Annotated in this window: 13 protein-coding genes; 6 read left to right on the forward strand and 7 right to left on the reverse strand. The window is 59.1% G+C overall.

Going from position 1 to position 14,497, the window contains the following annotated elements; all coding sequences use genetic code 11:
- Window positions 1-41: 41 nt before the first annotated feature.
- On the forward strand, window positions 42-1,433 hold the full coding sequence (locus tag EO087_RS10630) for a glutamate--cysteine ligase (protein WP_128898842.1): 1,392 nt from the start codon (window positions 42-44) through the stop codon (window positions 1,431-1,433).
- Between the two features lie 59 nt (window positions 1,434-1,492).
- Here EO087_RS10630 and EO087_RS10635 read toward each other — a convergent pair whose 3' ends face one another.
- Window positions 1,493-1,954, reverse strand: a complete 462-nt coding sequence (locus EO087_RS10635) for a DoxX family protein (RefSeq protein ID WP_128898843.1) — start codon at window positions 1,952-1,954, stop codon at window positions 1,493-1,495.
- A 277-nt stretch (window positions 1,955-2,231) separates the two neighbouring features.
- On the opposite strand from EO087_RS10635, the gene EO087_RS10640 reads away from it, so the two are divergent.
- The 4 genes from EO087_RS10640 to EO087_RS10655 all read left to right on the forward strand — a co-directional run bounded on the left by EO087_RS10640 (window position 2,232) and on the right by EO087_RS10655 (window position 5,177).
- Complete coding sequence (locus EO087_RS10640; protein WP_128898844.1) at window positions 2,232-2,501, forward strand: hypothetical protein; 270 nt, start codon at window positions 2,232-2,234, stop codon at window positions 2,499-2,501.
- A gap of 63 nt (window positions 2,502-2,564) precedes the next feature.
- Window positions 2,565-3,422 carry a DUF692 domain-containing protein gene (locus EO087_RS10645; RefSeq protein ID WP_128898845.1) on the forward strand — a complete coding sequence of 286 codons (858 nt, stop codon included), beginning with the start codon at window positions 2,565-2,567 and terminating at the stop codon, window positions 3,420-3,422.
- On the forward strand, window positions 3,419-4,201 hold the full coding sequence (locus EO087_RS10650) for a DNA-binding domain-containing protein (RefSeq protein ID WP_128898846.1): 783 nt from the start codon (window positions 3,419-3,421) through the stop codon (window positions 4,199-4,201). Before EO087_RS10645 ends, EO087_RS10650 begins: the two co-directional genes overlap by 4 nt.
- Before the next feature lie 88 nt (window positions 4,202-4,289).
- Window positions 4,290-5,177 (forward strand): AraC family transcriptional regulator, encoded by an 888-nt coding sequence (locus EO087_RS10655; RefSeq protein WP_128898847.1) that lies wholly within the window; start codon window positions 4,290-4,292, stop codon window positions 5,175-5,177.
- Window positions 5,178-5,293: 116 nt separating this feature from the next.
- Here the strand turns inward: EO087_RS10655 and EO087_RS10660 are convergent, their stop codons facing one another.
- The 3 genes from EO087_RS10660 to tnpA all read right to left on the reverse strand — a co-directional run bounded on the left by EO087_RS10660 (window position 5,294) and on the right by tnpA (window position 9,539).
- Window positions 5,294-6,973: a S53 family serine peptidase gene (locus EO087_RS10660; RefSeq protein ID WP_164931819.1), complete on the reverse strand. Its 1,680-nt coding sequence runs from the start codon at window positions 6,971-6,973 to the stop codon at window positions 5,294-5,296.
- A gap of 135 nt (window positions 6,974-7,108) precedes the next feature.
- The gene (locus tag EO087_RS10665) at window positions 7,109-8,728 is read right to left on the reverse strand and encodes a S53 family serine peptidase (protein ID WP_164931820.1); all 1,620 of its coding nucleotides are present in this window, start codon (window positions 8,726-8,728) and stop codon (window positions 7,109-7,111) included.
- Window positions 8,729-9,107: 379 nt separating this feature from the next.
- The gene (gene tnpA / locus EO087_RS10670) at window positions 9,108-9,539 is read right to left on the reverse strand and encodes an IS200/IS605 family transposase (protein ID WP_128898850.1); all 432 of its coding nucleotides are present in this window, start codon (window positions 9,537-9,539) and stop codon (window positions 9,108-9,110) included.
- 243 nt (window positions 9,540-9,782) lie between these two features.
- Between tnpA and EO087_RS10675 the strand changes: the two genes are divergently transcribed.
- On the forward strand, window positions 9,783-10,955 hold the full coding sequence (locus EO087_RS10675; protein WP_240669022.1) for a hypothetical protein: 1,173 nt from the start codon (window positions 9,783-9,785) through the stop codon (window positions 10,953-10,955).
- A gap of 54 nt (window positions 10,956-11,009) precedes the next feature.
- Here the strand turns inward: EO087_RS10675 and EO087_RS10680 are convergent, their stop codons facing one another.
- From EO087_RS10680 to edd, 3 genes are all read right to left on the reverse strand, one after another.
- Window positions 11,010-11,891: a ferritin-like domain-containing protein gene (locus EO087_RS10680; RefSeq protein ID WP_128898851.1), complete on the reverse strand. Its 882-nt coding sequence runs from the start codon at window positions 11,889-11,891 to the stop codon at window positions 11,010-11,012.
- A gap of 58 nt (window positions 11,892-11,949) precedes the next feature.
- Complete coding sequence (gene eda, locus EO087_RS10685; protein ID WP_205744350.1) at window positions 11,950-12,603, reverse strand: bifunctional 4-hydroxy-2-oxoglutarate aldolase/2-dehydro-3-deoxy-phosphogluconate aldolase; 654 nt, start codon at window positions 12,601-12,603, stop codon at window positions 11,950-11,952.
- A gap of 78 nt (window positions 12,604-12,681) precedes the next feature.
- Window positions 12,682-14,493: a phosphogluconate dehydratase gene (gene edd / locus EO087_RS10690; RefSeq protein WP_128898853.1), complete on the reverse strand. Its 1,812-nt coding sequence runs from the start codon at window positions 14,491-14,493 to the stop codon at window positions 12,682-12,684.
- Window positions 14,494-14,497: the final 4 nt, after the last annotated feature.

A 14,497-nucleotide genomic window follows, 5' to 3' on the forward strand; every position in this document is an offset into this window, starting at 1 on the left:
GCACCACCATAGTCGAAGGCTCCCTCCGTGAGGCATGCCACGTGTCCATACCCAGTGCCGTCAAGAGCACCCCGATCCACGGTCGCCAGCAACTGATCGACTACCTAGCCGCCGGCGAGAAACCGCGCGACGCATGGCGAATCGGCACCGAACACGAAAAGTTCGGCTTCCGCACCGATGCCCCTGGATCAAGTTCTGGGCAGGCTCTGTGCCCCCCTGAGTTCGAAGGCGAGCGTGGCATTCGCGCCCTGCTGGAAGGTATTGCTGCGCGCTACGACTGGGAAATCACCCGCGAGGGCGAAACACCGGTCGCATTGACTCGTGGCAAAGCCAACATCACCCTGGAGCCGGCCGGCCAGTTGGAGCTATCCGGTGCACCGCTGGAAACCATCCATCAAACCTGCTGCGAAGTGAACTCGCATCTGGAAGAGGTGCGCTCCGTGGCGGACGGCCTCGGGATGGGCTTCCTCGGGATGGGCTTCCAGCCCAAATGGCGCCGCGATGACATGCCGTGGATGCCCAAAGGACGCTACAAGATCATGCGCGAATACATGCCCAAGGTCGGCTCGCTCGGCCTAGACATGATGACGCGCACCTGCACGGTGCAAGTGAACCTGGATTTCGGCAACGAAGCCGACATGGTGCGCAAGTTCCGCACCAGCCTCGCGCTGCAACCGGTCGCCACGGCACTGTTTGCCGATTCGCCGTTCACCGAAGGCAAACCCAACGGATATCTTTCGTATCGCTCGCACGTGTGGACCGATACCGATGCCGATCGCACTGGCATGCTCGACTTTGTGTTCGAAGACGGCTTCGGTTACGAGCGCTATGTGGATTACATCCTCGACGTGCCGATGTATTTCAGTTATCAGGATGGCCGCTACATCGATCTGGCTGGACAGGACTTCAAGCGCTTCATGGCTGGCACACTGGATGCCCTGCCCGGCACGCGTGCAACAATGAAAGATTGGGCCGACCATCTCACCACCGCCTTCCCGGAAGTGCGTCTGAAACAGTATCTTGAAATGCGCGGCGCGGATGGCGGTCCGTGGAACCGCCTGTGTGCTCTGCCCGCGTTGTGGGTGGGTCTGCTCTATGACGACGATGCATTGCATGCCGCGTGGGATCTGGTGAAGGACTTCACGCACGTGGAACGCCATGCCCTGCGCGACGGCGTGCCGAAGCACGGATTGAAACTCCCATTCCGCAACGGAACCGTGCGCGATCTTGCACGCGAAACCTTACAGATCGCCGCGCACGGCTTGAAGCGCCGCAACCGGCTCAACCGCCATGACGCGGACGAAAGCATTTTTCTCGAGCCACTGATCGACATCGTGGACTCCAACCAGACGCCCGCCGAACGCAAGCTGGAGCTCTTCCACGGCGAATGGAACGGCAGCGTCGATCCGGTGTTCAAGGAATTCGCATATTGATCGCGATAGTCATGTGGGGTATTGCCATCAAATGGCTACCGTCGTTCTTGGCACACTGATCAGGACTGGGTACGGATACCCAACCAGCGTGCGACCAGCGTATCCAGGCTAACCTTGCCCGGCCCTGCTACCAGGAACCAGAAGAAGATCAGCGTATAGACCACCTCGTCGGCCTCGACATAGTCATCCAGCCCCATCAGATTGCTCGACACCACCAGCGTCACCGCGACGATCATGTTGATGATCATCGGAATGGTGACCAGACGCGTGAACAGGCCGAGCATCAGCAGCAGGCCGCCCAGCAATTCCGTCCAGGCCGACAACGCAGCGCTGAAAGCCGGGAAGGGAACACCCCAGCCAACGAAGCGTTGGGTGAACCCATCCAGGTTATGCACTTTGGCGATGCCCGTCTCCAGCCAGAAGTAACCGAAGACCACACGTACCACCAACGGCCCCAGCCAGCGCCCGGCGTGCAAAATCTCCAATAGGCGGGATGCCTTCGCTGCCATAAATTGACGCATTGCATATATTCCTTTGAATGAAGTGAGTGCATCATGCCGGTACCCCGCTCATGCCTGCCATGTCCAGGCATCCAGGGTTTCTTGCCCAAGATCCAAATGATGCCAGGCATGGACCGGATGATCGGGCATAAAAGCGGGACTCATGGATGCAGCCGTCGACGGACCGAAGCAACACAATGAGCCGGTCGAAACCAACACACGGGCCATGCCCATGTAGCGGATACGACGTTCTTTCGCGCCGCACCGCGGCGACCAAAACCTTTTAGGAGCCATAGATATGAAGATCAAGACAGTCAACGCCAGCGCCATGGCCGTCATGGTGGCCGGTCTGTTCGCCGCCGCTGCAGTGAATGCTGCTCCTGTGGGCACTGCTGCCGGTGACCAGGCCCCAGTGAAGTGCATGAACTCTTCATCCTGTAAAGGCCACGGTGCCTGCAAGCAGGCCACTAATGCATGCAAGGGCCAGAACTCGTGCAAGGGCCAAGGCTTCACAATGCAGAAGACTCAGGCTGACTGCGACGCAGCGCAGGCCGAGGCCAAGAAGTAATGCTCCCGGCGGGTTGCATACCACCCGTACGCAACCCGCTTTTCCAAGCTGGCGAATATCGTCATGGTTATGACATCCATCGAGCACACTGATTCGCGGCCGTACCTCGGCTATGGACTTGGTTTGCGCGTTGAACATTATGAAGCGCTGCTCGCCGATCCCAGCAAGGTGGAATGGCTGGAAGTGGTTTCGGAAAATTACATGGTGAACGGCGGGCTGCCGCTGGTGTGGCTGGAACGTTTTCGTGAGCGCTTCCCGCTGGTCATGCATGGCGTTTCATTGTCCATTGGAAGCACCGACCCGCTCGACGAAGACTATCTAGCACGACTCGGCGCGCTGGCACGGCGTATCGAACCCGCATGGATATCGGATCACCTGTGCTGGACCGGTGTGCAAGGCGTCCATTTGCACGACCTGATGCCACTGCCTTATACCGAGGAAGCACTCGATCACGTGGTGAGTCGCATCAAGCACGTGCAGGATACGCTCAAGCGCCGCATCCTACTGGAGAACGTTTCCAGTTACGTAAGCTTCGCCGATTCACAACTAACGGAGTGGGAGTTTCTCGCCGAAGTTGCCGAGCGTTCTGACTGTTTGATCCTACTCGACGTCAACAATGTGCATGTCAGCGCTACGAATCATGGTTTCTCATCGATGGATTACTTGCGCGGCATCCCTGTATCGCGCGTGCAGCAATTCCATCTTGCCGGTTACGAGCAAGGCGAACCATTGATTATCGACACCCATGACGCGCCTGTTTCCAACGCGGTGTGGGACTTGTACATCGAGGCCGTGCGCCGCTTCGGCCGCGTCTCGACCATGATTGAACGCGACGATAATTTCCCACCACTGGCCGAATTGATGACCGAACTGGAGCATGCCCGTGCGTTGGCGGAACCATTGTTGCAGGCGGCCGCATGAGTTCACTGCAGGCTATCCAGATGCAGATGCTGCAAGCGGTGCTGGCCGAGAAACCCTTGCCGCTGACGAGCATTCGCGACGATCACATCGCCGACACCGACAGTCGCCTGGCGGTTTACCGGCAAGGCTATCGCATTCGGCTGCGTGATGCGCTGAAGGCGGAGTTCGCCGGCCTGCAATGCATGGCGGGGCGGCAATTCGACACGCTATTGAACAAATACGTTGAAGCACATCCGTCCGGGCACTACAACATTCGCTGGTACGGTGCCGGTCTTGCTGCTTTCCTCGACTACGCCATGCCCTGGCGGGACAAGCCTCAATTGGCTGAGATGGCGCGCCTGGACTGGGCCATTTCCACTGCGTTCGACGCGGCGGATGAATCAAGCAAAAACATCGCCGATCTATCCGGAGTCCCGCCGGATGCATGGGCCACATTGGAGTTATCGCTGCAGCACAATCTGCAGGTCGTCACCTGTAGCTACCACACCGACGCATTCCGGCGTGCCGCCGATCGTGGCGATGCACGCCCTCGCCTACGCCGCTTTGCCAAGCAGCGGCAGATTCTGGTTTGGCGCAAGGCCATGACCGTGCACTATCGCTGGTTGGAAGACGATGAGTGGCAAGTGCTGGGAGCGGCCATACGTGGGGAATCCGTTGCGACGCTCTGTAGACACCTAGCCCACTACCATGGCGAGGAAGCCGCCATACTCCGCATAGTCAGCCTGCTGCAGAACTGGCTGGAATTCGGACTGATTCGTGGCTGGACACTTGTGCAGTAACCCGTGCCAAGGGTGCCTCGGCGCCATGTAACCCTTGCTGGCTTTCTGCGAATAACAAGCATAACGTCAAGCCACGGAAGCCCCAGATATGTATATCGAACCTTCGCCAGCACTTGGCGGAATCGCACACCCCACGTCTGTGCCGCCAGCTCTGGAGTCCCTACTCAACCAGTCGATGCTGCGGGTCGACGTCGTGGCCGAGCAGCACTATTGCGGCGAGTGGTTTATGGACGAGCCGCGCTATGAATGCGGGCTGTTCCATCTCGTAGGCGCGGGGGAATGCCTGATCGAAAGCAGCGCGCTGACTGAAGCCTTGCACCTCAAAGCCGGTGACCTGGTCGTTCTTCCGCACGGCGATCCACATCGACTTAGTGCACACCATGAGCAGGAAGGAATCCCTACCAGCCTGATCTGTGGCGAACTGCATTTCTCCAACCGCACCCAGCATCCGCTCAGCCATGCGCTACCTACATGCCTTGTGGTTCGTGCGGCCGAGGCTGACAAGGTATTCCGGCACCTCACCTCCATGATGGTGGACGTGGTCAATTCCGGTGTAGCAGGTCGCCAGGTGTTGCTGAATAAGTTGGCTGACACGCTTTTCACGCTGGCGGTATGCGACTACGCCAACCGCAATACCGATCACCGCGGTCTGTTCGCCGCATTGGTCGACGGCCGCATCTGCAAAGTGCTGCAGGCCGTGCACGAAAACCCCGGGCGCCCGTGGACCATGCAATCGATGGCCTCGCTGGCCTGCATGTCGCGCTCCGCGTTTGCCGAACGTTTTGCGCAATTGATGAAGATGCCGCCCATGCAATACGTAACGCAGTGGCGCGTCAGCATCGCCGAGCGTTTGCTGCGCGATCGGCAACTGTCGGTGGGCACCATTGCCGAGCGGCTTGGCTACAGCAGCGAGGCTGCATTTCGCAGGCTGTTTAAACGCGTCAGTGGCCTATGCCCCGGAAGCATACTAAAGTGAGCGTGGCGTGCTCGTGCTGCCAACGGCGAATCGATGTTCCAAGCTGTCCACGCTAAAAAAGGCCCAGCATTTGCTGCCGGGCCTATCGACGTTCTCGTGTCGGTTCCTCTGGTGTGTTACTGCACCAGATTCGTGATCAGGGCAGCCCGTGGACTACCCCAGCCGGTGACCAGGTCATAATCGGTTCCGGCAGAGTACTTCGCGTTCTTGCCGCTGGTGATGTCGTGGAAGGTCGTCGTGTAGGTCGAGCCTCCAGGCGCGTTGTTGGCATAGATGGTCGGGTTGAGGAACCCCACGTAAGCCGTGCTTCCGTTACTGGCGATCTGCTGGTTGGCCAGCGCAATAAAGCCTGCCCACATCGGCGCCGCAAAGCTGGTGCCACCATACTCGTTGGCTTGGCAGCTACCCATGGCGCAGGTGTAGAAGGTGAAGTTCGCATTGGCGGATACGTCCGGACCGTTACGGTACGTCGTCGAACCCTTGTTGGTGGAAGTGATCACACCGGAGATCTTCTGCCACGAGGGAATCGCGATGTCATTCGGCGAGATACCACCCGATGAATCGCTCCACGCGGTTTCCGACTTCCATGCGCCAGCGGCGCTGGCCGTGGTGAGATCGGTGCCACCCACGCTGATGATGTGCGCATCGTCAGCTGGCCACGATTCGGCATTGCCGCTCTTGGTCCACTCGCCGGAGTCGCCGGACGCGACGAAGAAGCTCTGGCCCTGCGCAGCCATTTTTTCAAAATAGGGATCGAGCGTCGACGCGTCTTCTGGCGTCCAGCCCCACGAGCAGCCAATGGTCAGCGGCAGCGGGCTGTAGGTGGTCATGTCGCTGATGATCGCGGTATCGGTGGCGCCGACAAACATAATCACGTGTGACAGGCCCGGCGCCATGCCCTGCGCCTGCGTTACATCGAGGGTTTGCTCGCCGTCGGAGGAGCAGGTTGCGCTGTCAGTGCAAGTGGTGGAGGTGCCATCGGTGGAAACGACGGTGAGGTTATTCGGATTCGTCTCCTTGGCATTCGTATAGTACAACTGCACGTCGGAGGTGTTGATGCCCTCGTATTCGAACAGGCCCACGGTCTGGCCCGCACCGGTAAGCGAACCATTACCGTAATAGGCCGCACGCATGTCGCTGCCCAGGAAGGAAGCCGATGGACCCGAACCGGTCGTGGCATGCGAAACCACCGCATCTGGCGACATGCCGTGGGCAGCGGCGTATTCGCCCTTCTTCACGAACTGCGGGTGCGGCATGGAATAATTGTCCAGACCCGACACGTGCCATAACGGAATCGCCAGCGCGGTAGTCGGTTCGCGATCAGGACTGAAAAAAATGCGATTCTCGGTGGGATGCTGGTAGGTGTGCATCTTCACGTTGAAGGCTGCTTCCACAGCCGAAACGGGGCCGACAACCTTGACGTCCATGCTATCGCGGCTACCGCCGGTGATGGTGAAGCCATACTTGGTCAGGTAGTTCTTGACGGTATCGTAGTCATTCTGCGTCGGGCCAAACCGAGCGGTGAACTCTTGCGGCGTGACGTACTGGCGATATTGCAGGCTAAGTGGATTGCTGACGTTCGCCACGAACTGATCGAGGCTGGCCTGATCGCGTACCGGCAGCACCACATCGATGGCCATGAGCTTGTTGGCGGGCAAACTGCCCGCCTGGTGCGCAGTCGCCTGGCTCACCGCCTGACGCACATGGTGCGTCATGAACTGAGCAGCATGCGCCGCACCGGCGGCACCCAATGCCATGGCGATAACAAACGAAAGGCCGCGTGTTTTGCGGCCCAAGCTGGAAATTCTCCGTGTTGAATATTTTCCCATCGAATCTGGTCTATTCATCGGAAGCTACTCCCAAGTAGTCAATGAAAAACAGACCCAGGAATAGACCCGGGCCTGGCAAGATGCCAAAGAAACTCAGTGCGTTTACGGATAGAACGTGTTGATCAAACCCGCTCCCTTCATGCTGCCCCAGCCAGTGACCAGGTCATAGCCCGTTACGGCGGAGAATTTACCGTTCGATCCACTGGTAATATCGTGGAAGTTGGCCGTATAGGTGCTGGTCAGCTTGCCGCCGGACTCATTCTCCGCATAAACCGTGGCGTTGAAGGTTCCAAGATACGCTTGGCCATTCGTTTTGGCCTGTTGATTGGCCAGTGCCATATACGCTGCCCACAGTGGTGCGGCGAAGCTGGTTCCGCCGTATTCGTTGGCGGTACAACTGCCATTGCCGCACGCATAGTAGGTGTAGTTGGCATTGGCCGATACATCCGGACCATTGCGATATTTCGTCGACCCCTTGTTGCTGGCATTGATCACGCCTTTGATCTGTTGCCAGCTCGGAATGGGGATGTTATCCGGCGAAATGCCGCCACCGCTGTTTGACCAGGCTGTTTCGGATTTCCACGCGCCGCCAGCGCTTGCCGTGGTGAGGTCGGTGCCGCCCACGCTAATGACGTAAGCCGCGTCTGCCGGCCATGCTTCGACGCGTGATGACCAATTACCGCTGTCACCGGATGCCGCAAAGAAAGTTTGTCCCTGCGCCTGCATTTGTTTCCAGTACGGGTTAAGCGTGGTCGGATCATCCGGCGTCCATCCCCACGAGCAACTGATGGTCTGCGGCAACGGGCCATCCGCATTCGTGACCATCGCACCGATGATGGCCGTGTCGGTGGAGCCCACATACATCGTCACCTGACTCAGCTTCGGCGCCATACCTTGGGCCTGTGTCGTGTCGATGGTCTGTTCGATGTCGGTACAACTGCCCGTGCAAGTGGTCGCCGTACCATCGGTGGAGACTACCTTGAGGTTATTTGGATTGGTTTGCTTGGCACCTGTGTAATACAACTGCACGTCGGAGGTGTTGATGCCCTCGTATTCCAACAAGCCCAGGGTCTGGCCGGAGCCAGTAAGTGTTGTGCCGCCGTAATAGGCTGCGCGCATATCGCTGCCCAGGAACGAAGCGGAAGGACCCGAGCCAGTAGTGGCAAGCGGTACCATGGCCTCCGGCGCGGCGTAGTCGCTCTTTTTCACGTATAGCGGGTGCGGAATGGAGAAGTTGTTCAGACCCGATACGTGCCATAGTGGAATCGCCAGCGAGGTGGTCGGTTCGCGATCCGCGCTGTAGAACATGCGGTTTTCGGTGGGATGCTGATAGATGTGCATCTTTACGTTGAACGCCGCTTCCACCGCGGAGACCGGCCCCACCGCCTGCACGTCCCTGCTCTCAAGACGACCGCCTGTCACGGTGAACCCATACTGCTTCAGATACTGCACCACCGTGTCGTAGTCATTCTGGGTGGGGCCGAAGCGAGCGGCGAACTCTTCCGGCGTGAGGTATTGGCGATACTGCAGACTCATCGGATTGGCAATATCAGCCACGAATTGGTCAAGACCTGCCTGATCGCGTAGCGGCAATACAACATCGATGCTCATCCGTTTGTTGGCGGGCAGATCGCCCAGTTGCTTGGTGGTTGCCTCACTCACTGCGTCACGCACATGATGCGTCATGAACTGCGCGGCATGTGCAGCGCTGGCCACCCCCATGACCATCGCCAAGGAAAAAGAAAGCCCACATGTTTTGCGAGCCAGCCCGGAAATTCCCTTTGTTAGATATTTTCCCGTCGAATCTGCTCTATTCATGGAAGCAACTCCCAGGTAGTCAATGAAAGTGAAAGAAGAGATTGTGAGGAAACTAACGAAGTGCTCCCCTCCCCAGGGGTTGCCAAATGGCCGCGGAAGCGTAGGACGGTGCTCGTTGTTGCCGAGTGAAAAACCAAGAAAGAAACGGGAAAAAGGCAATTTTTTCTGAGTGATCGCGATTGCCGCGAATTCGCAAGTAAGTATCCCCCGGCAAAGCCGGGGGCTTTATTGGGTGAGCCCCTCAAAGGGGCGATAACAGCGTGAGCCGCCTGAAGGCGGCGGGCTACACGCCCAGCTTCATCTGGTCGTAACGTTCATCCTCTTGCTCTTGGTTTCGGATGTATGCCCTCACCATCGCTTCGTCCAAGCCCACCGTCGAGACGAAATAGCCTCGTGCCCAAAACGACTCCCCAGTGAAGTTTCGATTCCGTCCTCCGAACTTGCACGCAATGGTGATGGCACTCTTACCCTTGAGGTAACCCACCACGTTCGACACTGCATACTTCGGCGGAATGCTGATGCACATGTGAATGTGGTCGCTCATCAGGTGGCCTTCCACAATCTGCGATTCCTTGTGCGAAGCCAACTCGTGGAAGACCTCGCCCAAGTGCTTGCGTAACTCTCCAAACACCTGCTTCTTTCTCCGCTTGGGAATGAACACCACGCGGTACTTACAGTCCCAACGGGCATGACTCAAGCTTTGATACTCTTTCATCGTGAACCTCGTCTCTTGGTCGAGATTTCAGGTTCACTACGACCGCCGTATAGGTCAAACCTTGGTGAGTCCCCCGGCAAAGCCGGGGGCTTACCTCATTCTGAGTTAATTGGATTGCGCGAACGTTCTTGCGTTGAATGACGAGCGTGTTTCACCTAAAGGCCGCGTTCACCTGTAAGACATCCGGCGGGCAGGAAACTATGCGACCGCCGTCACCGAATGATTTCGGGTCCAGGAGCCGAAGTGCAGCATCGTTACGCCGATACATATTCCATCCGCTGGATAAAACATCGCCGCTACGCCTGGTTTGGCGTGTTGCCACTGTTGGCTTGCCTAGCGCCAGCGCGGAACCTCCTCGCAGAAAACGCGGGTACGCCCACGTACAAAAGCAACCAGAGCCAGAGTCAGCTCACCATTCAGGTCAACAACGATCGTCTTACGCTGACCCTTGCCAAAGCACCGCAGGTTTATCTCTCCGGCGTCATCGATGCCGACGCGTCGCAACGTTTCGAGGCGATGGTGAGGTCAGGCAAGATCGCCACCGGCTCCGATGTCTATCTGAATGCCTCCGGTGGCGATATCGCCGCAGGCATGGCGTTGGGTCGGCAGTTTCGCGAAGACTCGATGGTGACGCATCTGGGCACGCCTCGCTTGCCTCGACATGTGGGGGCAGGCAAACCTGCCACATGTATCGATGCATGCGCCTATGCCTACCTGGGTGGACTGTATCGCTGGGCGCCGACAGGTGCCGACCGCATTGGCTTCCCCACCCATCAGGTCAGCGACCCTAAGCCGGCCGGTGCGGGTTCCGCTCCGCAGACGCCGGATGACGTGACGACCTATCTGAAAGACATGGATATCGATGCCGCCGCACTCACGTCGATGTTGACGGCCTCGCGCGACGGGCTGGCGTGGCTCAGCGCCGACCAGATGATTTCAACGCGCCTAGCGAACAACGGGCGCCTTCCGCTCATGGCTACCTACCAGGTTCAATCCGGAGCGCCTTACCTAGTGCTCAACGAAGTAAAGCGTGGCGGCGAACATCGCATGACTTTGCAGTGCAAGCAGGGAAACGTAACGCTCACGGCCTACAACACGGTTGGGGCGGATCATGCCAGGCAGATCGTTGCGCGCGCCGCCCGTTCTTTCTTCGAGATCAATCGCAACGAGAGTCTCCCGCAGCAGCAGGAGAACGCGACCGTCCATGACCAGTCCGTGGTGATCACGCGCGATTACCCTTCCACGCAACTTGGCAATCTCATCACTGCGCATAGCATTGGCGCATGGGTCCGCGACAAGAACAGCACACTTCGTTATGGCTTTGAATTCGAACTCCATGGACTCGATCGCATCCTGAAAACGTATTACCAAAGCTGCTGGCAGTACGCGCCGTGGCAAATGCCTCAGAAGAGCTGAGGTACGCGCCAGCAAACGGCGCGTCACTGTGATGATTCATGCGGGCAACACTTATTACGCGGACTGATTGGCACGGCCCGATTTCCGTAGTGGCGAACGCGCAAAATCCCACGCCCTTAACCCGCGAAGTGCCAGGCCGGCCATGGTGGGAAGGAGCCGCGGCTGCATCAGTTCCGGGTCGAATTCGCTCATGCGGCGTGCATTTTCGCGATAGCAGTCTTCAACGAAACCGCGGAACGAAAACCCTTCGAGGAACAGGTTGGCTTGCGTCACGGCAAAGTCCTTGCCGTCGTTCGGCTCCTGGCCGCGCTTGACCATCCCCATCAGGCGACCGCCGGCCCTGGCGTAGAACCGTGTCGATTTGAGAGCGCGCCGGACGCTGCCCAGGCCGCGTTGCCGTTCGCGCCACGCCATATAGTTGATGAAGAAGACGATATGTCGCGTTTCTTCGAACATCAGCGTGTCGAAAATATCGAACAGACTGGCAGGCAGGAATTCGGATTGGCGTGCTGACTTGAATGCGCCAAAGCCCAGAAACGCATCCAGGCATTCACCAAAACCGAAGTCGATGAACGCCGTTTCCAGATCGTCGGGAAAGGCTTCCAGCGACTGCGGCGTGGCATCGATACCGTAACGTTCGATCATGACCCGGATCAGGTCTGCGTGACGTCTCTCTTCCAACCCCTGCAGTGCGATGGCCTCACGAACGACCGGATCGGCCACGTGCGGCGTAAACGCATCGACGATCGCGCCTGCCCGGCGTTCGGTGTGATACACCTCCTGCCAGAACGGTACGCCACGCAATCGCTCAAGATCCGCATCGCTTAAAGTCGGCCATGGCAGCGTTTCGGGATCGTAGTGCTGATACGTGTCCATGAACTGCTTGCAAAAAAGAGCCTTGTGGGCTTCCGAGCCTGCTTTGATTTTGGTGGTCATGGATCGTGACCTCGTAAGGTGTGGGCGCGCGCCTCAAGGCGGCAATGTCAAAGTTCGATCAAGCGATCACGCCTTTCAGCAAGGCCGCTTCACGCGCCAGTTGCTCGATCCCGCTCCAGTCGCTGCTTTTCAACTTTTCATTCGGCGTAAGCCAGGAGCCGCCGACACAAAGCACGTTGGGCAGGACCAGGAAGTCCGGTGCGCTGAGAAGCGAAATGCCACCCGTGGGACAGAAGCGCAGTTGCGGCAGCGGGCTGGCCCACGCGCCCAGCAATTTGGCGCCACCGGCAGGCACCGCGGGGAAGAACTTCAGGTGACGATAGCCACGCTCCAGCAAGTTCATCGCTTCGCTGGCGGTTGCCGCACCGGGCAACAGCGGCAATGCGCTGTCGTCCGCGGCGGCGAGCAGGTTGGGCGAGACACCGGGCGATACGGCAAAGCGTGCGCCCGCCTGTTCGGCGGCATGCAGGTCTTTGGCCGAAAGCACCGTACCGACACCTACCACGGCGCCTTCCACTTCACGGGCGATGGCGCGAATGGCATCGAGTGCGGCAGGCGTGCGCAAGGTGACTTCAATGGCGGGAATACCACCCGCCACCAGGGCGCGCGCCATGGGCACGGCATGCTTCGCATCATCGATGATGACGACCGGGATCACCGGTGCGAGGCGCATGGTGGTTTCGACTTGCTGTTGCTTTGCTTCAATGTTCATGATTCGGCCTGCATGTTATCGAACGTTTTGCCGTGGCGAAGGGCTAGCCCCCTCCCCGAAGGGGGGAACGAACCTGCGTTACAACACGCCAGCGCCGAGATCAGCCGCCATCGCGTTACGGCGGAACATGCCGAACAATTCACGTCCCATGCCGCGCTGATGCCTGGATAGGTCCTCGATGGCTGGCGTGCGTGCGGCGAATTCGCCCGCATCCACCAGCACATCAAGCTGACCGTGCATCGCATCGAGGCGGATGATGTCGCCATCGCGGATCTTCGCGATCGGGCCTCCATCATCCGCTTCCGGCGTGACATGGATCGCTGCCGGCACGCGGCCACTAGCGCCGGACATGCGTCCGTCGGTCACCAAGGCAATGCGATGGCCGCGATCCTGCAAGACAGCGAGCGTCGGCGTCAGTTTGTGTAGCTCCGGCATTCCGATCGCACGCGGCCCCTGAAAACGCACCACCGCTATGAAATCCCGATCAAGCTCGCCACGATCGAAGGCACGCTTGATGTCGTCCTGATCGTGGAACACCACTGCCGGCGCTTCGATCACCAAGCGATCCTCCGGCACCGAGGACACCTTGATCACAGCGCGGCCGAGATTGCCGTGCACCATGCGCAAACCGCCATCCAGGCGGAACGGTTCATCGATACCGCGCAGCACGCCGCGATTGCCGCTTTGCTTGAGCACCGGCGTCCAGATGAGATGGCCGGATTCATCCAGCGCCGGCACCTTGCCGTAATCAGCCAGCGTGCCGCCGGTAATCGCACGTGCATCACCGTGCAACAGGCCGGCGCTGAGCAATTGGTCGATCAGGAAGCCCATGCCACCAGCTTCATGGAACTGGTTCACGTCGGCATAGCCGTTGGGATACACACGTGCCAGCAGGGGCACCACGGATGACAATGCATCGAAGTCTTCCCAGCGCAGCGCGATACCTGCCGCCGCCGCAATGGCGACCAGATGCAACAGATGATTGGTAGAGCCGCCGGTAGCATGCAGGCCGATCACGCCGTTGACGATAGCGCGCTCATCCATGATGTGGCCAATCGGAAGATGGTCGCCGTGCTTGCCTAGCGAGGCGCTGCGACGCACCGCTTCGGCGGTGAGCGCATCGCGCAGCGGCGTATCCGGCGCAACGAAACTCGCACCCGGCAGATGCAGGCCCATGATCTCCATCAGCATCTGGTTGGAGTTGGCCGTGCCGTAGAACGTGCAGGTGCCCGGCGCGTGGTAGGAGCTGGCCTCTGCTTCCAGCAATTGCGCGCGGCTTGCCTTGCCTTCTGCATAGGCCTGGCGCACTTTCGATTTCTGTTCGTTGGTGATGCCGCTGGGCATGGGCCCGCTGGGCACGAATACGCCCGGCAAATGACCAAAGCTCAGCGCGCCAATCAACAGGCCCGGCACGATCTTGTCGCAAATGCCCAGGTACAGCGCACCGTCGAACATGTCATGCGACAACGACACGGCCGTCGCCATCGCAATCAGATCGCGCGAGAACAGCGACAGCTCCATGCCGGAACGCCCCTGCGTCACGCCATCGCACATCGCCGGCACACCACCGGCGACCTGGGCGGTGAAGCCGGCATCGCGCGCTATCTCACGGATAAAGGCAGGGTAGCGCTCGTACGGCTGATGCGCCGACAACATGTCGTTGTACGCGGTAACGATGCCGATATTGGGTGTGTGGCCTTCGCGCAGCGCGGCCTTGTCCTGCACACCGCAGGCAGCAAAGCCATGGGCAAGGTTGCCACAGGATAGACGTGCGCGATGTGTGCCTTCGATGGCGGCACCATCGATGTGATCCAGATAGGCAGCGCGCGTGTCGCGACTGCGTTCGCGGATGCGTTCGGTGACTTCGGCTACGACAGGGTGCAAACTCATTTCA

The organism is Dyella sp. M7H15-1 (genome assembly GCF_004114615.1).
In the GTDB taxonomy this organism is placed as follows: domain Bacteria; phylum Pseudomonadota; class Gammaproteobacteria; order Xanthomonadales; family Rhodanobacteraceae; genus Dyella_B.